This is a genomic window from Parasutterella sp. (assembly GCF_057870745.1).
Genome location: NZ_DBMALT010000021.1, coordinates 26,366 through 45,706 on the forward strand (window position 1 = coordinate 26,366; position 19,341 = coordinate 45,706).

Genomic DNA, 19,341 nt, shown 5'->3' on the forward strand with positions numbered 1-19,341 from the left:
GCTTCTTTTTACCAATAATTAGCTATGAGCCGGAGACATCCTGAACGGGAGGCTTACCGAACAGGCGCTTATATTCACGATTGAACTGCTGAACACTTTCGTACCCCACTTCAAAGGCAGCGCTTGAAGCGTTATATGACTCGGTAATCATTAAACGCTTGGCCTCGTGCAAGCGAAGACGTTTCTGGTACTGAAGAGGTGTGAGCGACGTGACGTTCTTGAAATGGTTATGGAAGGTAGACGAAGACATGTAAACCATGTCCGCGAGCTCTTGAATACGGATTGGCTCCTTGTAATGCTGCTTCAGCCACTCAACTGCCTTGGAAACTCGATTGCTCGGCAAACCTCCGGTGCAAAGTTCTCTAAGGTTGCTACACTGAGGATCCGTCAAAGCAAAATAATGCAATTCCCGCTGAATACAAGGGAAAACGAAATCCATGTCCTCCGGGTGGTCGGCAAGACGAAGAAGCCTTAAAAAGCAATCTGAAATTTGAACCGGCGTTCTTGCGACGCAAAATGCATTGCTGTCTTCAGAAGGCGGAAATTCTTTCTTTCCCGAGATCTCTCCCATAATTTCAGCCAACAAAGCGCGGTCTAATTTCATAGAGGCGGAAACAAAGGGATGTTCGGGACTGGCGTTGAGAATACGATAGGAAGTCGGAATTTCCACGGATGTAACGATCATAGAGCCGCCGCCATACTGGTATTGGTTGTCGCCGACATCGACTATTTTTTCGCCCTGAAAAATCACGGCCATAGAGAGAGTGTAAAAGCAGCTTCGATTAACGGCGTCTTTTTCCAGAACGCTTACATTAAATCCGGGAATTCTTTTCCAACTGAGATCATGGGCTCGATGGCCTTCAATCGCCTGGTTTATGAATTTTTCTGTTATTTCTTTCTGTTCTGTATCTCGAGTTTCCATGGTTGTTCCTTTTGGCGATACAGGATTTCGAAGTGACAATCCGCCGCCATGATTGCTATTGTTACGCGGATTGAAAAGAGTGAAAAGACAAAAAACCGTTAGTCTTTTGCCTGATTCTGTTAAGTTTGCGAACTTAGAAACGAAAAACGCCCGATCTCGCCGATTGAAGCGCAAGTTGAACGCTTAAATTAGAAATTTCTAGCCGTCCTTTTATCTCTCAGAAAACTCAGAATTGAGAAATCCCGAAGATTTATCCCCTGGCTTTTATTAGTTGAACAACTTCTGATTAGAAGCTGTAGTGACTGCCGGAGCAAGCTTCCGCGATTTTCGCCCCTAACACGTTGTTGTTACGCATACAAGTCATCAAAGATGAAAAAACTGGTATTGGATTTTTTATTTGGGAGATCCTTTCCTCTGGATAATTCAGTACCACCTCCTCTCGAAAAGTTTGATAAGCAGCTCAAACTTTGTATGCCGAGAAAGAAGGGCCGGTGAACCGAAGTTCTATGAAAATAACGATTAAGCGTCGAGATATTGACGAAACAGTTGCCCAACCAAAAATCCTAGCAGTACTGGCGGAAAAGCGAAAACCCGACGCTAAACAGCTATCGGGTTTCCAAATGATGGCGTCCTCACGGGGATTCGAACCCCGGTACCGACCGTGAAAGGGTCGTGTCCTAGGCCTCTAGACGATGAGGACAATTTGTGAAACCCGGTCAAAAAACCAAGTTTCTAAAATCTTGGTGGAGGTAAGCGGGATCGAACCGCTGACCTCTTGCATGCCATGCAAGCGCTCTCCCAGCTGAGCTATACCCCCGAAAGAAGTGCGATATTACGGGACATTTTTGATCTTGTCAACTCCATCTGAGAAAATCGCATTCTAAAAAGTAAAAATTAGTTTCCGGCTCTCTGAGCAGCCCACTTCTCCATACCTTCGTTGAGGCGGGTAAGAACGCGCTCTTGGCCATACAGTTCCAGGGTTGCGTCGATAGACGGAGTCTTTTCAGCGCCCGTCACCAAAACGCGCAGAGGAATTGCAAGATGCAAAACCTTGACACCCTGCTCATCCATGATTTCTTTCATTAAGCCATAGATGTTTTCTTTCTTCCAATCAATGGAAGGAGCTCTGCGAACAAAAGCAGCCATCGCTTCAAAAGAAGCATCTTCCTTATCCTTGAGCTGAGCAGGCAGAGAAGAAGCATCAACCGGATTGTTATGGCAGAACAGCATTGCTGCTTTTGCAAGAGCCTGAAGGGTCGGTTCGCGGCTCTTCAGAAGAGCCATGACGCCGGGAAGATCCTTGACGAGGCTCAGATCACCACCGAGCTTCTCAATTCTCGGCTTGACGAGCTCCGCAAGCTTCTTGTCGTCATATTCTTTGATGTATTCGTGATTCAGCCAATCCAGCTTCTTCATGCTGAAGCGGGCGGGAGAACGGCTGCAGTCGGAAAGCTCAAACCATTCGGCCAGTTGTTCGCGGGAGAATTTTTCGTCATCCTTGTGGCCCCAGCCCAAACGAGCCAGGTAGTTGAACAAGGCTTCCGGCAGATAGCCCTCTTCGTCATACTGCAGGACGCTGACAGTGCCGTTGCGCTTAGAAAGCTTCTGACCGTCTTCACCATGGATCAGCGGCAAGTGTGCGAACGTCGGCAGAGGTGCGCCGATAGCTTTGTACAGGTTGATCTGACGCGGAGTGTTGTTGATGTGGTCGGCGCCGCGGATAACGTGGCTGATCTGCATATCCCAGTCGTCAACAACAACGGCAAAGTTGTAAGTCGGGATACCGTCGCCTCTCATGATCACGAGGTCGTCCAATTCGGAGTTCGCAACAGTAATTTCGCCGTAAACACCGTCTTCCCAGGTCACAACGCCGTCATCGGGGTTGCGGAAACGGATAACCGGAGTTACGCCTTCGGGAATGGGTTTACCAACACAGTTTTCAGGACGCCAGCGGCCGTCGTAGCGAGGTTTTTCGCCGCGGGCCTTCTGGGCTTCACGCATCTCATCAAGCTCTTCCTTAGTGGCATAGCACTTGTAGGCTAAGCCTTTAGCCAACAGCTGGTCCACCACTTCCTTGTAACGAGGAAGGCGATTCATCTGATAAACGACTTCCTTGTTGTCATAGTCAAGGTTGAGCCACTTCATTGCGTCCAGAATCACTTGAGTTGCTTCAGGAGTGGAACGCTCACGGTCGGTATCTTCAATGCGAAGAAGGAATTCACCGCCGAAATGACGGGCAACAGCCCAACAATAAATCGCTGTACGAGCGGTTCCCAAGTGCATCATTCCTGTAGGACTCGGAGCAATGCGAGTACGGACTTTTGTAAACATGGTTCTAAACTAATCCCGTGAATATTGAATTTCCCGCAAACGCGCGGGGCAAGCATAAATTTTGATTTTACCGCGTTAGAACCAAGCTGGATATGAGCAGTTCGACATCGGCAGCCGATAAAAACAAAGGCCGGCCAAAAATCGACCGACCTGAGTTATGAAACTGTACCTGTTAGCTAACGAATTGCCAGAGGATGAGCAATACAAACTGGCCCGAAAGAATTCGCAGGAACATCGCCAAAGGATAGACCGTAGAGTATGCAACTGCGGAAACGTTCTTCTCCGTCAGCGTGCTGGCATAAGCCAATGTGGGAGGGTCGGTTGTCGCACCCGCAATCATGCCCACAATGCTGTGATAGTTCATCTTGTAGACCTTGCGGGCAATACTTCCGATGACAACCAAAGGAATAATCGTGATGAACAAACCTAAGAAGGCGTAGAGCAGTCCGTTGCCTTCGACGATCGCATCAACGAACGGACGGCCTGCAGCTAATCCTACACTCGCAAGGAATAATGCGATGCCCATTTCTCGAAGCATCAGATTGGCCGAAGCCGTGGTGTAAGTGATGAGCTTGAAATTCGGACCGTAGTAACCCAGCAGAATCGCAACAATCAGCGGGCCGCCGGCTAGACCTAATTTCAGCGGAACGGGCATACCGGGAATGGCGATCGGAAGGCTGCCGAAAAGAATGCCAACTGCAATTCCGAGGAAAATAGAAATCAGGTTCGGATGGTCGAGTTTCTTTTCCTGATTACCGAGCTTGTCGGCCAAACGGCGAATCGAGCGTTCAGGACCCACGCAGTAAACCACGTCACCGATCTGGAAACGCAGATGCTGGTACGGGAAAAGGGTCATGCCGGCACGGAAGATACGTGTGATGTTCACACCGTCATAACGGCTGAGGTGCAGGTCGTGAACCGTCAAACCGTTCATGGCGCTCCTTGTCACACGAATATTGCGCGTTGTGATCGGAGAGCTTTCTGTGGCCAGATCAACATCTTTATCTTCAGCGCCGCAAAAAACCGTAATCGCGTCCTTGTTTTCAGCGGAAGCAACAATACGCATCACGTCGCCGACGTGGACCGTGTCCTTAGCATGAGGACTAATAATCGTTCCGTCATGCAGCAATCGAGAGCAGATAAAGGGACGGCCGATAAAGTTGCGGAGCTGCTCCAGCTGTTTACCTTCTAAAGCCGCATTTGTGACTTTGACGTGGAAGAAGATAGGGGCTTCGTTGTTTTCTTTTTCCGATTCTTCCCACATGCGGTCTTCTTCCTTGAGATCAATACGGAAGATAAAGCGCAGGCAGATAGACGTTGCGATGATGGCCACAACGGCGAGCGGATAGGCGCATGCATAGGCGACGGCAATATCTTCGCCTTTGTAATCCAGCATGTTTAATGCTTCCTGCGTGGCACCGAGACCCGGTGTATTTGTCACGGCACCGAAGTAAACGCCGAGCATCTGCGGCAGCGAAACAGTGTCCGAAAATGCGAAATAAAGACCGACCGTTACAGCCAAGCTCAGAAATACTGCTAAAAGCGTAAGCAGATTCAGCTGAACACCGCCGCTTCGGAAGGATGAAAAGAACGATGGTCCGACTTGAAGGCCGATAAAGAAAACAAAAAGAATCAGGCCGAAGTCACGAAGAAAATGAAGAACCGTCGTGTTTACGGTAAAGCCGAAGTAACCAGCCGCTAAACCGGCAAAGAGCACAAAAGTGACGCCGAGCGAGATTCCGAAAATTTTGATTCGTCCGAGCAGCAAACCGACCGTGATGACGATCGCATAAACCAAAAGAATATGCCCGACCGAATTTGAATCGCTCCACAAAGAAACGAGCCAATCCATAGTTTGAACCTTGGGAAGAAATATTTAATAAATCGAGAGCCTTACCAATAGTGATAAGTGCTCTCATAATGTGGAATAAATTTTAATTAGTTCTCGGAAAGAGAACCTTTATTTCCGAGGAAACATCCTATTGTTTTCCCTAGCAAACTTTAAACTTTTGAAGAGTTGCAGGCGTTTTCACTTAAGCCGGATTCATGATTTTGGACAGGTTAGGCTATTGATGAGTGAAAGCTGGCAGGAAAATCTCCTTTGCCGTTTTTATGAATTCTGTCAGAGCGTAACTTTGATATTTCCCTTGTTTCCAAACTAGAGAAACATTGTTTTGAGGAACATCGTCTCCAAGAGAAAAAAGCCGGACATTTCTGGCCATACAATCGTCTGCGATCGTGGATGGAACCAAAGCAGCACCGACGTTAGCCGAGATGAGCGCGGGAACCGTAAGAATGGATTGAGTTTCTAACACAACTTGCGGGGGTACCCTATGCTTCTGACATAAGTCGTAGTAGTACTGATTGAAAATCTGTCCCCTCTTCATAATGATGAAAGGCGTACCATCGAGCTCCTTAAAATCCACTTTCGGGAACTTCTCTTCAAGAGAGGCTTCGCCGGAGGCTCGTTTCGTATAAGGATGATTCGGCGGTAGGCCCACTAATACCTTTTCGCTGTAAATCTCGACAGACTCGAGAGAGGACGGAACCATCGAAGAAATAACAAATGAGCAATCCACCTTCCCGTTATCTGCAAATTCAGCAACTTCCTGAGTCGTCCCTTCCTCTATTCTGACAATCACGTTGGGATACTGTTTTTTATACACAGAGAGTATCGGATTCAATATTGTGGCCGTGCGATATGCTGTCGAACCTATTCTGACAGTCCCGCTCTTTAAACCTTTTCGATCTCTAAAAAACTGTCGGCATTCTTCATCAAGCTGTTGTATTTTTCTTTGGGTCTCAAGAAGATGCTCCCCTTCTTCCGTCAACTTCCAAGGACTTACGGATCTGTCAAAAATCACTATTCCGTACTCAGCTTCCAGTCTCTTGATGTACTGACTTAGTGCAGGCTGTGATAAGAACAATCTTCTGCATGCACCGATAACAGAGCCGCTCTCAATGATGGCTTCCAAGTGATGAAGAATCAGATTTCTCATGTTTATAACATTTTTGTTAATTAGACAAATCATAAATAATATTTTTCAAGTGAAGTAGCGAAACCTAGAATTTTTCTCAACAAATTCCTGTTTCCTCAACTTCAAAAACCATGTTTGATCTCATCATTCACAACGGAAGGGTCGTTGATTACAAAAACCATCTCGATCAAGTTACCGACATCGCTGTAAAAGACGGTCGAATCGCTTCTATCGGCACTGCACTGGGAAAAGCTAAGAGCCATCTCGATGCAAAAAATCTCCTTGTTGTCCCGGGAATTGTCGACAGCCATATGCATGCATCCTCCTGGTTAGGAGGCCCCGACAGCCTGAAAATGCTGGCTTTAGCCGGTGTTACAACTGCCATAGAAATGGCAGGCCCTGTGGACAGCGTTAAAAAATTCATAAAAGAAAACGGGACCGGATTAAATATTGGCTGTCTGGAACAGCTCAGACCCGGCGTCAATCTCAGCTCAAACCATCCTTCATCGCAAGAAATTCTTCGGGCCGTTCAAATCGCTCTTAAGAAAGGAGCCTTCGGAGTAAAACTATTGGGCGGCCATTACCCGCTTGAGCCGGAATCCGTGGATACGTTATTTTCAGTTTGCTCCGAAAACGGAACCTTTTTGGCGGTCCACGCCGGCTCCACGAAGCAAGGATCGAATATCCGCGGAATGGAAGAAATAATCAAAATAGCAAACGGGAGGAGTTTCCATCTCGCACACATAAACGCCTACTGCCGTGGTGCTGTACTTTCTGTGGAAGAAGAGATTCGCAAAGCCGAACAATTGCTCGAAGAACATCCTGAAATCCTTTGCGAAAGCTATCTCTCCCCAATCAACGGCTGTTCAGGAAAGTGTATCGACGGCGTTCCTGAAAGCGGAGTCACAAGAAACTGTCTAATTGCCAAAGGCTATGCACCAACCATCGATGGGCTGAGAGCGGCCATAGAGGAAGGCGCTGCCCATGTTCACGAAAGAGCCGATGGTGTTGTTGTCCTGACGAATAAAGAAAAAGGTTTGAAGATCTGGTCGGAAGCTCAGACGGATGTACCTATGAGTTTCGAAGTCAATCCGGCACTTCCTCGTTTCTTTTTCGCTACTCAGAAACGAAAAGACGGTAAGCACTTCCTAGTTGACGCCTTTTGTACTGACGGTGGCGGAATTCCTAGAAACGTCATCATTTCAAGCGGCTTCAGCCTTGTGAAATTAGGCGCCCTCAGCCTGCAGGAGTTTGTCTTCAAGTCCAGTTATTCCGCTACGAGGCTTTACGGTCTCAAAAACAAAGGACACTTCAGTCCCGGCGCCGATGCCGACATCACCATCATTGACTTTGAGCGTCAAAAGCCAATTCATTCTTTCGTAGAAGGCAAAGAAGTACTCGTCGATGGCTGCGTTAAAGGGCAAGGAGGCAAATTCATCACAACGCAGGAAGGATTATCGGCTTGCAAAGAATACGAAATCGAACCGTACCTCATTGATATCAAAGATATTTTTTCTTATCGCACTGAAAGATTTGCAAAAAATCAATAAAAATCCCATCACCCAAGGAGTTAATTATGTTGTGGATAGGCATCGCTATCGTTATAGGAACCTTTTGGCTCATTTATAAAAATTATGAAGCCCGTTTGGTTCTCTTCTTATCCGGCATTTTGATGACCGTCGTAGGAGTTTTTGTAGCAGGCTCCTCGGTCGGTTTCGGCCAAGCTATTGACGCTTTCGTAAAACAATTAACCAACCCTGGCTTAGTCCCCACTTACACGACCGTCATGGGCTTCGGGTACGTTATGAGCTACACCAAGTGCTCAGACCACTTAGTCAATGCCCTGGTACGGCCTTTAGCCAAAGTTCCCATGCTTGTAATTCCTGGAGCCGTCATCATCACGTGGTTTTTGAACATTGTTCTCCCATCTGCTGTCGGTATCGCTGCAGCTGTCGGCGTTCTTCTTATTCCTGCTTTAATTGCTCTTGGCGTTCCTCCGGTCATGGCCGGAGCTGCCGTTTTCCTCGGTACGTGGGGATCGGTTGCCAGTCCCGGCTTAATGTTTAATCCGCAGGTCGCCGACCTTGCATTCAAAGCCGGCGAAATTAGCTCCCCCGATGCAATGATCGTCATCATGTCTGAATTTTTCCCGGCTTTATGCGGTGCTGTAATTGCAGCCATTATCCTGGCCTTCCTTGCTGTTGCAATGAAAGAAGGCGTAGGAAGTCGTAAATTCTCAGAAGACATTACAAAGAAGGCTGATTGCTCTTGGGAAGTGAATTATCTCTATGCACTGATTCCTATACTCCCACTCTTCTTACTGGTTATTGGTTCTAAGCAAGTCGGCTGGCTGCCCACGAAAATTTTCACTGTCCCCTGCTGCATGTTAATTGGAACCGGCATCGGGCTTATCGTAGGCGTCGTAAACAAACTGAAAGCCGGCGATATCTCTAAAAAGTTCTGCCGCGGCTGCGGAGACGCCTTCTGTGACGTCGCCCTGCTCATTGGTGCAGCTGCTGTCTTTGCCTCCGGTATGAAATCTATTGGTCTGACAGGCGCTCTTGTCGATGCAATGAAAGGCTCTCAATCCATTGCAATGATTTCAGCAGCCGTCGGCCCGTGGCTCATGGCGATTGTATGCGGATCCGGCAACGCTGCGGCCCTGGCATTCAATGAAGTCATCACACCTCATGCTGCTGATTTCGGTATGACAGTTGTTCAACTGGGTGCCGTTGCGCAAGTTGCTGCAGGCCTCGGAAGAACAATTTCTCCTGTCGCCGGAGGCGTTATCGTTATCGCCAGCATCGCAGGTGTTAATCCGATCGACATTTGTAAGCGAACCTTTATTCCCGTTTGTGCGGCACTCGTCGTATTTACAGTCGGAATGTACTTATTCTGATTAAGTTCTTCCCCTAACAGTTCCGGCGAGTTCAACACTCTCGCCGGAATTTTTCGTAGGAGGAAGAAACCAGAAATTGATTTTCACGGTGTAACCGTTTACGTTCAATCCAAAGAACATTCTCAACCCTGGAACAAAATGAAGTTAGTAATGTGTACTAGGGAGGAACACAGCGGATAACTGGCCGACTAGTCGCAGGCAAAACTAGGAGAAAAACAGGCGGGTTAAGTCACTAGAGATTGCAGTGTTGACTCTTCCATACTTCACTCCTGCATTTACATCTTCAAAATCTGCTGCTTTTTAGTCAGAATGCTAAATATGAAAATAGCCGCAAACCCTGAAATAAAGGATGACTTGCGGCTACTTGAAATATGGCTTGGTGCACGATACTGGTTTCGAACCAGTGACCCCTGCCGTGTGAAGGCAGTGCTCTACCCCTGAGCTAACCGTGCGCTCCAGTGAAGCGAGATTCTACACGATTTTTAATTCTTTTTCTTACTCTGCTCCAGTGTCTTTTCTACACCCAGATTTGCAAGGAAATCCGCGCGTTCATTACCCTCGATTCCGTCGTGTCCCTTGACCCAGACCCATTCGATATCGTGCGGCTTTGCAGCTTCGTACAGCTTTTTCCAAAGATCTGAGTTCTTCACGGGAGAGCCGTCGGCTGTCTTCCAGCCTTTTTTGATCCAGCCGTATATCCATGCGGTCATTCCCTGCTGAACGTACTTGCTGTCCGTGTGGAGCGTAACTTTGCAAGGTTCTTTTAAGCGGCACAAGGCTTCAGTCGGAGCAGTGAGTTCCATTTGATTATTCGTTGTACTCAGTGCTCCTCCGCATAGTTCAAGCACATGGCCTTTGTATTTCATCCATGCGCCCCAGCCCCCGGGACCAGGATTGCCCTTACTGGCGCCGTCGGTCCAAATTTCTACTTCTTTCATCGATATATCTTTGTTACGTTGAATGCGTTCAGTCTTCATTCGCTCTTCGGAGCCGGCTGGCGCCCCAAGAAGAAAAACTTCTTGTTGAGAGCTCTTCCAACCAGCTTGCAGCCGGCCACTTCTTTAGTAGCACTGATCGCAAAAATTGCACCGCATTGCGGCCACCAGCGATCGCCCGCCTTCTCAATCCATGAGTCTTCTCGGCTCTGCGGAGAAGAAAATGTAAGGCCGTAACACCCGAAAGCGCCTCGATCGACATGGAATGAGAGCAAGTGCAGCCAATCTCGAATCTGGAAAACCGACATAAACTGCTTACCTGGCAGGAAAGTCTTTGCGCCGAAACGCTGCATTTTAAAACGCAGTCCCCATAGGCTCATCAGATTAAATCCGGTCAGGATAATTCGGCCTCCCGGAATCAATATTCGATAAACCTCTCTCAATAAGGCATGTGGATCCTCGGAGACTTCCAAAGCGTGCGGCATAACGACCAAATCGATGCTTTCGCTCTCAAACGGCATGGCCTCAAAAAGCATTTGCACAGGAACGCGATCATCCGTTTCCAAGAGCTGAGTCAGTGGCCGCAAAGTCGGTTCCGCAGCGACTTTGAGCCCGATCCGATTGTTCTTTAAAAAATCGATTCCGGTAGCACCCAGCTGCACCGCGTTATATCCGAAACAATCGGATACCAATTTGTCGTATTGGTTCTGCTCCCACCGAAGGGCATATTGACCCAGCGATGAAGAGTAAAATTTTTCGAGCGTTATTGTTTCGGCCATAAATGACTGACGTTTCGGACGATGACAATTGAAACACAATCAAATCGATCCGGAACGATTTTCCATTAAAGTGCCTGATAATTGTATCTTTATCCTGACTTCTGAGCACCACTCCGATGTTTCTTAGAACCTCTCTCCGTACCTTGGCTTTGTCTTTGGTTTTAGCGCTTCCGTTTACTTCTTACGCTTCCGAACCTCCGGAGAGTGAAATTGAAGAAATCGTGACGCCCGGCGCCGATGACGACGAAATCTATACGGTTTGGACACGTGTAAGAGACGGTTTCAAGATTCCGAACATGGAGAACTCCGTCGTTGACGAAAACCTAGCTAAGTACTCCAAGCGGCCGGATTACTTACAGCGCATGGCCAATCGCTCTCAAAAGTACCTGTACCACATCATTGAAGAAGTCACCGCACGCGGAATGCCGACTGAAATTGCGCTTCTGCCCTTCGTAGAAAGTGCTTTTGTCACGAACGCAAAGTCGCGAGTAAAAGCTGCGGGTCTTTGGCAATTCATGCCGGCCACCGGAAAACACTACGAACTTGATCAGACCATGTGGAAGGACGAACGCTATGACGTTCTGCAGAGCACGTCGGCCGCTCTGACCTATCTGCAGAGGCTGCACGATGAATTCAACGACTGGCCTCTTGCTTTTGCCGCATATAACTGGGGAGAAGGCAACGTTCGCCGTGCGATTAAACGAAATCAGTCCTTAGGACTTCCGACAGACTATATGTCGCTTAGGATGCCGGCCGAAACCCGCAATTACTACCCTAAACTTCAGGCGATCAAAAACATCGTTCAGAATCCGAACGATTACGGCATCAAACTTCCGACGATTTATAACGAACCCTTCTTCGTTCAAATCTTCAAAGACCAGGATATTGACGTTAAACGTGCCGCGAACCTTGCCGGCATGAGCCATGAAGAATTCAGCACTCTGAATCCTTCTTTCAATCGTCCCGTTATTGTGGCTTCCCACAATCACTCGATGCTGATGCCGACGGATAAACTCGACCAATTTATTGAAAACTTGGTTGCCTACCGCACCAGCGGCAAGCCGCTTTCCAGCTGGACCACTTATCGAGTGAAACCCGAAGATACTGTGGCCTCTATCGCTCGTAAGGCACATATGACAGCAGCCGAGCTGCGCGAAGCCAATCAGATCCCGGCCGGAAGACGGATCAAAGCAGGTTCCCTGGTCCTCGTCAGTAAGGCCAGCGGACTAGGAAATGCTGAAGACATCGCTTCCGACACCATTGATGCTTCTTTCGCGTTAGCGCAGGACTACCGCCGCGTCACCTACCGCGTCCGCCGCGGCGACAACATGAGAAGTGTGGCACGCCGTTTGGGCGTTTCCCCGGCAACGATCATGAAGAGCAACAACCTGCGTTCGCAGCGTCTGCGCGTCGGTCAAACCCTTCGCGTCAATGTCCCGATCGTTACTCGTCAGACAACAACCTCCCGCCCCTCTACAACAAGGAGCACACCTGACACCCCGGTAGCCTCCACTAAGTTCTATGTCGTGCGTAAGGGCGATACCCTCTACAGCATCGCAAATCGCTACGGCATCACGGCTGCGGCTTTGAGAAATGCCAACAATATTTCCGGCAATAACATCGCAGTCGGCCAGCGTTTAACCATTAATGCCTCCGGTACCCCGACGAAACGTCATGTCGTGTTAGAGGAGGTTCCTGCAAAAGTACAGAAACAAGTCAGCAAGCGCCCGTTGGCCAAGAAGAAAACCTACAAGGTCAGAAAAGGCGACACACTTTTCTCTATTGCTTCGGCGGCGAATATGTCTGTCAATCAGCTGAAAAAGCTAAACGGCATTCGTAATAACAATCTCAAGGTCGGACAAACCTTAAAGTTGGCCCAATAGCTATTCGGAGAGATCTATTTTCGAGCGCAGTGTGCTTTAGTAGGCTGCGCTTTTTATTTGTTCGATTTCCGCTCGTAAAAACCCGAACGGGAAAATTGCCTCTTTTTGCGAAAAAAGTTCAAAAAAAGCAAACAAAATCAATTAAAAACAACAAAGGTCTACTAAAGAGGTACAAGGCTCTTAGGGTAATCATTACTATATAACCCCTCTGGTAATATTTATTTGTAACAAAAATTGACCGGATTAATCTACCTCGAAAGACTCCCAAATGTCAGGTATCCCAAACTGACAAATTCACCTCAAAATCCGATTAGGACATATTATGATTAAACATTCATCCGGCGGCATGAAGTTGTCGCGCCGTACCTTCCTCGAAGCAATGACTGCCTTAGGCGGAAGTGCGGCATTAGGTCCTTGGGCAAGTGCGCTTGCCTCCGATAATTTAGAAGTTTTCCAACCGGTCACTCCTCAAGATTTACTCAACAAGAACGTCAAAGTCATCAACACGTTCCATGACATGCACTGGCATGGTTCTTGCATTTTGAAAGCTCATGTGCAGAACGGCCGCGTTCTTGCTCTGACTTCAGCCGGTGATATTCCTTTGGAAGGCTGCACCGCAAGCGATGAAGATATTTTCCACATTCAGCGCCGTCCGTGCTTAAAAGGCCTGTCTGAAAGAAAAAGAATTTACGCACCCGATCGTCTGAAATATCCGATGATTCAAACCATTGAACGCGGAAACATCAACGGTTTCAAACGCGTTACATGGGATGAAGCTTTAGACAGAGCCTGCGAAGCAATCCTCAAAGCAAAAGAAAGACAAAAAGAGCTCGGATACATTCCTATCTGGGAGCACTCCAAGACATTGCTTCCGTACATGGGACCGTACCTCAACACTTACGGAAACATGTCTGCCGGCAACCAGCTCGACAGCAACTATGCCGGTATCGGTAAAGGTGTCTTAGGTCACCCAGCCTCTGACATGCTGAACTCCCGCTTCATTCTTTGCTGGTCGGCCGACTCTCAATCCACCTCTCCTCACCTTCCCTTCATCATGACGAAGGCTAAGGAAAGAGGCATACCTATCGTCGTCATCGACACGCGTTACACTGGAACAGTCGGTGCAATGGGTACAGGTGCTGACGGCATTCCGGCCTGGATCTGCCCGCGTCCTGAAACCGACTCTGCCACCCTTGCGGCAATGGCTAATACCATTTACCGCCGCAAACTTCATGACGAAGCCTATTTGAAGAAATACTGCTTCGGTTTCTACCCGAATGATTCTGTTGTCAGCCAGTCTCCGATCAATGATCCGATGACCGGAAAACCGTACAAAGGACAGCGTTTCACCGTTCCTGCCGGCGAGTCTTTCGTTGAGTACTTAGATTCTCTGCAGAAACAATACGGCGGCGAAGCCGGCGTTCTGCGCTGGGCCTCCGAGCTTTCCGGTGTTCCTGCCAAGACAATCGAAAATCTAGCCATTAAGTACGCCACAACAAAACCGGCCTGCATCTACTCCGGCGCAGCTTCCGGCGGCGCTCAACGTTCCGGCAACGGTCTCTACTTCTGCTGGCTGTCTTTGGCATTAGCCGCCATGACAGGCAACGCCACCGTTCGCGGCGGCGGTTTCGGTCCGCTCAGAAGAACTGACGGCATGGCACTGAAACTTGGTCCGGCACCTAAGTTCTGCGAAGCCAAGAAATTTGCTCCGATCCGCTTCTCTCTGTACATGCAGTCCAAAGTTCTGGAAACAGGTTTGGACAACCGCACCGCTCAGCAGCTTCGCGATGACGTATTGAGACTCAACGGCATTGACCTCGGTCCGAATGCTCACCTGGAAATCGACATGATTTGGAGAGGCGCCGGTTCAGGCGACCGCTTCAATCAGAGTTCTTCCATCAATCCGAAGATCCTCGCCTATAAGAACCTGAAGTCCATTATTTCCTGCGAACGAGTTCTGTGCCCGTCCGCTCGTTACTCGGACATCATCTTCCCGGTAGTCACGCAGTTTGAACAGAACTACTTCCACGGCGGTCGCGTCAAGACCGATACCAACGTCGTTCGTCAGCTGATCGATCCGATGTACGAATGCAAGACGGACAACGAAATTAATGAACTCTTTGCCAAACGCCTCGGTATTCCTTGGAGCATGAACGGCATGACAGACTTGGATGTCATGCGTCAGCAATGGGCCGGCGCCAAACTGCCCGAAGCCTATAAGAAGATTGATCCGGATATGAAGCTCCCGAGCTTTGAAGAAATGCTTAAAACAGCAAACCTTCAGCTGCCTGTTCCTCCGGAAGAAAGCATCATTCCGTCTGCAAAATTCGAGCCTGGAAAATTCCCGACCGATACCGGCATGATCAACTTCTATTCTCCGTTCCTCGCTTCTCGCGACCGTGTGGTTATGGGTGTACCGTCTGCACGCTACGTCAGGCCGCCGCAGGGCTACGAAGACATCATGGAAGGCAAGAAGAGCCCGGCTTCCGGCAGAGTCTATACCCTGCAGTACACAACTCCTCATCTGATTCACCGCTGCCATTCCGTCTACGACAACACTTCGATGCTGATGGATACGACTCCGCACGGCGTCATGATCAATCCTCAGGATGCTGCTCAGAGAAATATTCAGGACGGCGAAAAGGTCTATGTCTATAACGACATGGGCTGCACCAAGCTTAAAGCGATCGTTACCAAAGCTCAGCCGAAAGGCGTTGTGTCCATCACACAAGGCGCCTGGTACCAGCCGAGCAAGGACGAAACTTACGAAGCTTAGTTCGATGCGGACTACGACGGCAAGGCTGAAAAGCATGTCGTTCCTGTCGACGTCGGCGGCTGCATGAACGTACTCCTGACAGACCAAGATACCGGCGTATCCGACCCGGTCCTGAACAAGGAAACCGGCGACTCGTGCGGTATGTACGTCAACGGACTTCTTTGCGAAGTCAGCAAAACTCTGCCGAATTTCGGCTAATGACAACCGTTAGGAGAAAACATCATGACACAATGGGGTTTCTATTTTGACCAAACCCGCTGCTACGGTTGCAAGACATGCGCCGTTGCCTGCAAAGAATGGAACGAAGGCCGCAGAGGCGATGCCAAGATCAATGAACTAAAGGATTTGCCTCAGTACGAAACGCCTGAAAAATGGCAGGCCGGCAGTGACGAATCTGCCAGCAACCTTGCGATGCTGCGTAAATTCGACATGAAGGAAACATGGAGAAGAGTGACTTTCGCAGAACTCGGCGACAATCCTCCGAATGTTGAGATCGCTCCGCTCTCGATTTCCTGCAACCACTGCGAAAACCCGGCCTGTATCCCGGTCTGTCCGGTAAAGGCAATCACTAAGGAACCGGAGTTCGGCGCCGTCATCGTCGACTCTTCGAAGTGCATCGGCTGCGGCAGCTGCGCAAAGGCTTGTCCTTGGGGCGCTCCTCAGTATTACGAAGATCTCAGCAAGACTGCCTTTGATGATCCGAAACATCCGAAGATGACCAAATGCGACATGTGCATCGATCGCTTGAAACAAGGACTCAAACCGGCATGCGTTGCAGCCTGTATCGGCAGAGCACTCGAATGCGGTCCGATCGAGGAACTTAGGAAACGCCACCCGGATGCGACCATCACGGCTTTGGGTTTCGAGCCCGGCAACACTAAGCCTTGCATCCTCTTCAAATCGAGAACGTTTAATCCCGGAAGTTAATTTATGAATCAGGCACACATCTCGGAATTTGTCATTGCCTCAATGAAGGCAGAGACATTCGGCACTTGGCTGATCGAAGGCTTTAACACGCGAACGGTCAAGCTGCTGGATTGTTACTTCAATTTTGAATCTGCCTCCGGGCGGGAGTCTCTTATCGAAACGGCGAGGAAAATTCTCGACGACAATGAATTAGAAACCTTGCAGAGAGCTTGGTCTCAAGTTTTCTGCATCGGTCCGGGGTGTGTTCCTCCGGAAGAAAGCGTTGTCAAAACCGGTTTGTCGATGCAGGAACCGCGAGACATGGCGCTCGACTGGTACTATCGATTCAAGATAAAACCGGCGGCAGGACTCCCCGCAGACAACCTCGGCGTAGAGCTCTTGTTCCTGGGTCGAATTCTTTCTTCAATTCCGGAAGACAATGAAACGGAAAAAACGAACGTCCTCAAAGAGACCGAAACTTTTGTTCGAGAAAGACTTGCTTGGACAAAGGATTTTTATGTCTCGCTCGAAAACAAGAAGGACAACCCCGACTTTTCTCTGATTCTTCCTTTTGTAAGCTTAATCCTCGAGTTCATTGATGAACTTTCCGGATTTCTTTCAGAGCACTTAGAAAGCGTTTCTGAAAGCTAAGTTTCGCTTCTATTTGAAAAGGCTGTGATTCCTGTCTTTGACACCTAAATCGCTGGGTCCCCAGAGTGCTTTGGGCTTTAATTAAGTTTTTTAACTGTAAAACTCCCCTCCGGATTTTTATTTCATCTTTCGCTAAATCTGATAAACGGCGCCCAGAGCTTCCTTGTCCGTATCGAAGCGTGTCTTCAGACAGTGTGCAAGCTCGTTCTTGTCTGCTACGGGCGGCAGAGGAGTTAAATCTACGCAGTTCATGATCCGGCTTAGGTCTGTCTCTTCGTACAGGTGTATCGGTGTATGTGGATCATCATCTTGAGGTCGACGCAGGATTTGTCTTAACGGCCTATAAAGGGCCGGCTGTTCTTTGTCCAGCTGAACCGACAGCTTGGCGGTGTTGAGCGCCGCAAGTATTTGTTCTGTCGTCATTGGGCTGCCTGCAAGCTTGAGCTTCTTGCTTAATATTCGAAGCAGGATGAGAGCCAGAACGCAGATCAAGACCTGTGCTTCGATGTGTTCATCTGTGTAGACATACATCGGCCTTAAATTGAAGTTTGTCTTCATAATCCGGAAGCATTCTTCAATCTGCGCCTGCTTTTTGTATTGTTCGATAATCTCCCAGCCCGACAGTTCTTTCTTTTCTTCTGCCGGAAGTTTTACCCATTCCTTGTCGAACTCTCGAGAGTCTTTGAACAAATAGGCGTAATAACCGGCAAGCTTCTTATCTTTAGCGAGCTTCTTCTCGTTGATTTTCTGGGCTTTATTTTTCCCGGTCTCAATGTATTTTTTCCAACCGAATGTGGCCAGCGGAAGCTTGGCATGATGAGCAATAGCTTCTCTGGCTCCTTGCTCATGCATTTCAATTTTGAACATGTCTTCCCGATACCGTTTCTCGCTCCAGCCAATGACCATTCGGTAATTGGTTTGAACGACTCCGTCCTCATCGACGAGACTTGAAGGAATGATTTTTATCTTTCGTTCTTTTTCCTTATCCCATTGCCAGCCTGTGTCTTTAAGCCATTCATCTACAGAACCTTGCTTGGCTTTGGATAAGCTGTGCGCCAGCAGGAAGCCCTGATTTTCTTTGGTCAGCCGGATCAGGTTCGCATTCGTATTGAGTCCGTTGTCTGCAACAACAACGGCGTTTGTAATCTTGTAAGTTTTGGCGAGTTCGTCAATCGAGCACTTCATGGTTGTCTTCTCCGAGCTATTGCCCGGATAAACTCTGAAGTCGATGGGGATTCCGTCCCTGTCGACAACCATCACGATGGAGACGATCGGATCCTTTCTGCATTCTTTCGACGGTCCTCTCATGCGTAAAGAGCTTGTTCTGGCTCTTTCAAGCTTCTCAATGAGCTGTCTTCTCTCTTCAGGTGTGGCTCCTGAAGGAAGCGCACTGAGCTGCTTTTCTACTTCCATTGCCCACTGGTGCTCATCGTCCCAGACCGTTTCAAACCAGGTATTTGTTACGTCGTAAAAGACCACGGATAAATCACGCGGCATTGCTTGATTCAAAGCTTTATTCAGACCTCGCAGGATAGTTTTTTTGATCCGAGCGGCAAAGGAAAGCATCCGGTAAAGGCTTCTTAAATTAGTCTCGGCCAAGGAATTTCCGAGCCAATTCGTTTGAGAGCGGTAATGTTTCAGATGAGAGCTCGGGGAGACGATTCTGTTGACAACCGTCTGCCAAAGCAGTGCCTCGGCATCAAATTCAATATCGGTCTTGGATTGCTGATACCGGACCAAAGCTTTTAGTTTGAGAGTTTCATTCCAGATTGGCTTGAGGATGTAGTTTGCGTAACAAAGCACCGGCTCTCCGGCATACGGAAGAGAGGGACGCTTCCTCGGAATTTCCTCTAAAAGCTGCTTTGTTCTCTCGGTAGCTTGATTGGGTGCGGATCTTTTCTTTAGTTCAGCGCGGAGTTTCTCTAGAGCCAAAGGATCCTTAGCAAGTAACTCTGACTTACTTCCCAAGGCTTTTCCGATGCAGCCTTTTGTGGACTTTTTCCCGGACTTAGTCGTATAGACGATCGAATAGCCTTCGTAGAGCCGGTCTCCTCGGATTACTAAATACATAACGATCCTCGCTGTTGTGGACAACTAATTATACCACAATTCGCTGTAAATTCGCCATCATAAAATAATTTAAAGGGTGGGCTAAAGAAATTCGGAGTTCCCTTGTTGAGATCCCGAACTCCCAGAACATAGCTCCGGGATTTTTTCATTTTGAGAAAAATCTTTCGTAAATTTAAATAGTTGAAATTGACTCTAAGGGTAATTCCTGCTA

Annotated in this window: 14 protein-coding genes and 3 tRNA genes; 7 read left to right on the top strand and 10 right to left on the bottom strand. The window is 48.4% G+C overall.

Annotation, left to right across the window (positions count from 1 at the left end; genetic code table 11):
• Window positions 1–22: 22 nt before the first annotated feature.
• From ACZND6_RS07250 to ACZND6_RS07275, 6 genes are all read right to left on the bottom strand, one after another.
• The gene (locus ACZND6_RS07250; protein WP_489524498.1) at window positions 23–922 is read right to left on the bottom strand and encodes an AraC family transcriptional regulator; all 900 of its coding nucleotides are present in this window, start codon (window positions 920–922) and stop codon (window positions 23–25) included.
• A 624-nt stretch (window positions 923–1,546) separates the two neighbouring features.
• Window positions 1,547–1,622, bottom strand: a tRNA-Glu gene (locus ACZND6_RS07255).
• A gap of 41 nt (window positions 1,623–1,663) precedes the next feature.
• A tRNA-Ala gene (locus ACZND6_RS07260) sits at window positions 1,664–1,739 on the bottom strand.
• Between the two features lie 77 nt (window positions 1,740–1,816).
• A complete protein-coding gene (gltX, locus tag ACZND6_RS07265; RefSeq protein WP_489524499.1) occupies window positions 1,817–3,253 on the bottom strand; it encodes a glutamate--tRNA ligase in 1,437 nt (478 codons plus the stop codon).
• A gap of 172 nt (window positions 3,254–3,425) precedes the next feature.
• Complete coding sequence (locus tag ACZND6_RS07270) at window positions 3,426–5,105, bottom strand: putative transporter (RefSeq protein ID WP_300874090.1); 1,680 nt, start codon at window positions 5,103–5,105, stop codon at window positions 3,426–3,428.
• Window positions 5,106–5,319: 214 nt separating this feature from the next.
• Window positions 5,320–6,252 carry a LysR family transcriptional regulator gene (locus ACZND6_RS07275; RefSeq protein ID WP_021868233.1) on the bottom strand — a complete coding sequence of 311 codons (933 nt, stop codon included), beginning with the start codon at window positions 6,250–6,252 and terminating at the stop codon, window positions 5,320–5,322.
• Window positions 6,253–6,362: 110 nt separating this feature from the next.
• On the opposite strand from ACZND6_RS07275, the gene ACZND6_RS07280 reads away from it, so the two are divergent.
• A complete protein-coding gene (locus ACZND6_RS07280) occupies window positions 6,363–7,781 on the top strand; it encodes an amidohydrolase family protein (protein ID WP_489524500.1) in 1,419 nt (472 codons plus the stop codon).
• 26 nt (window positions 7,782–7,807) lie between these two features.
• The gene (gene dcuC, locus ACZND6_RS07285; RefSeq protein ID WP_489524501.1) at window positions 7,808–9,130 is read left to right on the top strand and encodes a C4-dicarboxylate transporter DcuC; all 1,323 of its coding nucleotides are present in this window, start codon (window positions 7,808–7,810) and stop codon (window positions 9,128–9,130) included.
• A gap of 377 nt (window positions 9,131–9,507) precedes the next feature.
• On the opposite strand, the gene ACZND6_RS07290 is transcribed toward dcuC, so the two are convergent.
• From ACZND6_RS07290 to ACZND6_RS07300, 3 genes are all read right to left on the bottom strand, one after another.
• Window positions 9,508–9,582: transfer RNA gene (locus ACZND6_RS07290), tRNA-Val, on the bottom strand.
• 30 nt (window positions 9,583–9,612) lie between these two features.
• Entirely contained in the window at window positions 9,613–10,068 is a 456-nt protein-coding gene (gene rnhA, locus ACZND6_RS07295; RefSeq protein ID WP_489524502.1) for a ribonuclease HI, read from the bottom strand.
• 35 nt (window positions 10,069–10,103) lie between these two features.
• On the bottom strand, window positions 10,104–10,844 hold the full coding sequence (locus ACZND6_RS07300) for a class I SAM-dependent methyltransferase (RefSeq protein ID WP_489524503.1): 741 nt from the start codon (window positions 10,842–10,844) through the stop codon (window positions 10,104–10,106).
• A gap of 116 nt (window positions 10,845–10,960) precedes the next feature.
• Here ACZND6_RS07300 and ACZND6_RS07305 point away from each other — a divergent pair, with 116 nt between their 5' ends.
• From ACZND6_RS07305 to ACZND6_RS07325, 5 genes are all read left to right on the top strand, one after another.
• On the top strand, window positions 10,961–12,727 hold the full coding sequence (locus tag ACZND6_RS07305) for a LysM peptidoglycan-binding domain-containing protein (protein ID WP_489524504.1): 1,767 nt from the start codon (window positions 10,961–10,963) through the stop codon (window positions 12,725–12,727).
• A gap of 322 nt (window positions 12,728–13,049) precedes the next feature.
• A complete protein-coding gene (locus tag ACZND6_RS07310) occupies window positions 13,050–15,503 on the top strand; it encodes a molybdopterin-dependent oxidoreductase (RefSeq protein WP_489524505.1) in 2,454 nt (817 codons plus the stop codon).
• 63 nt (window positions 15,504–15,566) lie between these two features.
• Window positions 15,567–15,701, top strand: coding sequence for a hypothetical protein (locus ACZND6_RS07315; RefSeq protein ID WP_489524506.1), 135 nt, complete (start codon window positions 15,567–15,569; stop codon window positions 15,699–15,701).
• 24 nt (window positions 15,702–15,725) lie between these two features.
• Window positions 15,726–16,430, top strand: coding sequence for a 4Fe-4S dicluster domain-containing protein (locus tag ACZND6_RS07320; protein ID WP_489524507.1), 705 nt, complete (start codon window positions 15,726–15,728; stop codon window positions 16,428–16,430).
• A gap of 3 nt (window positions 16,431–16,433) precedes the next feature.
• Window positions 16,434–17,060 (top strand): molecular chaperone TorD family protein, encoded by a 627-nt coding sequence (locus ACZND6_RS07325; RefSeq protein WP_489524508.1) that lies wholly within the window; start codon window positions 16,434–16,436, stop codon window positions 17,058–17,060.
• A gap of 132 nt (window positions 17,061–17,192) precedes the next feature.
• On the opposite strand, the gene ACZND6_RS07330 is transcribed toward ACZND6_RS07325, so the two are convergent.
• Window positions 17,193–19,130, bottom strand: a complete 1,938-nt coding sequence (locus ACZND6_RS07330; protein ID WP_489524509.1) for an IS1634 family transposase — start codon at window positions 19,128–19,130, stop codon at window positions 17,193–17,195.
• Window positions 19,131–19,341: the final 211 nt, after the last annotated feature.

What these genes read in the sequence shown, in the direction of transcription:
- ACZND6_RS07275 (WP_021868233.1), bottom strand. Translation starts at nt 6,252, where the DNA reads ATGAGAAATCTGATTCTTCATCACTTGGAAGCCATCATTGAGAGCGGC.
- ACZND6_RS07330 (WP_489524509.1), bottom strand. Translation starts at nt 19,130, where the DNA reads ATGTATTTAGTAATCCGAGGAGACCGGCTCTACGAAGGCTATTCGATC.
- ACZND6_RS07310 (WP_489524505.1), top strand. Translation starts at nt 13,050, where the DNA reads ATGATTAAACATTCATCCGGCGGCATGAAGTTGTCGCGCCGTACCTTC.
- ACZND6_RS07325 (WP_489524508.1), top strand. Translation starts at nt 16,434, where the DNA reads ATGAATCAGGCACACATCTCGGAATTTGTCATTGCCTCAATGAAGGCA.
- ACZND6_RS07315 (WP_489524506.1), top strand. Translation starts at nt 15,567, where the DNA reads ATGAACGTACTCCTGACAGACCAAGATACCGGCGTATCCGACCCGGTC.
- ACZND6_RS07320 (WP_489524507.1), top strand. Translation starts at nt 15,726, where the DNA reads ATGACACAATGGGGTTTCTATTTTGACCAAACCCGCTGCTACGGTTGC.
- ACZND6_RS07305 (WP_489524504.1), top strand. Translation starts at nt 10,961, where the DNA reads ATGTTTCTTAGAACCTCTCTCCGTACCTTGGCTTTGTCTTTGGTTTTA.
- dcuC (WP_489524501.1), top strand. Translation starts at nt 7,808, where the DNA reads ATGTTGTGGATAGGCATCGCTATCGTTATAGGAACCTTTTGGCTCATT.
- ACZND6_RS07280 (WP_489524500.1), top strand. Translation starts at nt 6,363, where the DNA reads ATGTTTGATCTCATCATTCACAACGGAAGGGTCGTTGATTACAAAAAC.
- rnhA (WP_489524502.1), bottom strand. Translation starts at nt 10,068, where the DNA reads ATGAAAGAAGTAGAAATTTGGACCGACGGCGCCAGTAAGGGCAATCCT.
- gltX (WP_489524499.1), bottom strand. Translation starts at nt 3,253, where the DNA reads ATGTTTACAAAAGTCCGTACTCGCATTGCTCCGAGTCCTACAGGAATG.
- ACZND6_RS07250 (WP_489524498.1), bottom strand. Translation starts at nt 922, where the DNA reads ATGGAAACTCGAGATACAGAACAGAAAGAAATAACAGAAAAATTCATA.
- ACZND6_RS07300 (WP_489524503.1), bottom strand. Translation starts at nt 10,844, where the DNA reads ATGGCCGAAACAATAACGCTCGAAAAATTTTACTCTTCATCGCTGGGT.
- ACZND6_RS07270 (WP_300874090.1), bottom strand. Translation starts at nt 5,105, where the DNA reads ATGGATTGGCTCGTTTCTTTGTGGAGCGATTCAAATTCGGTCGGGCAT.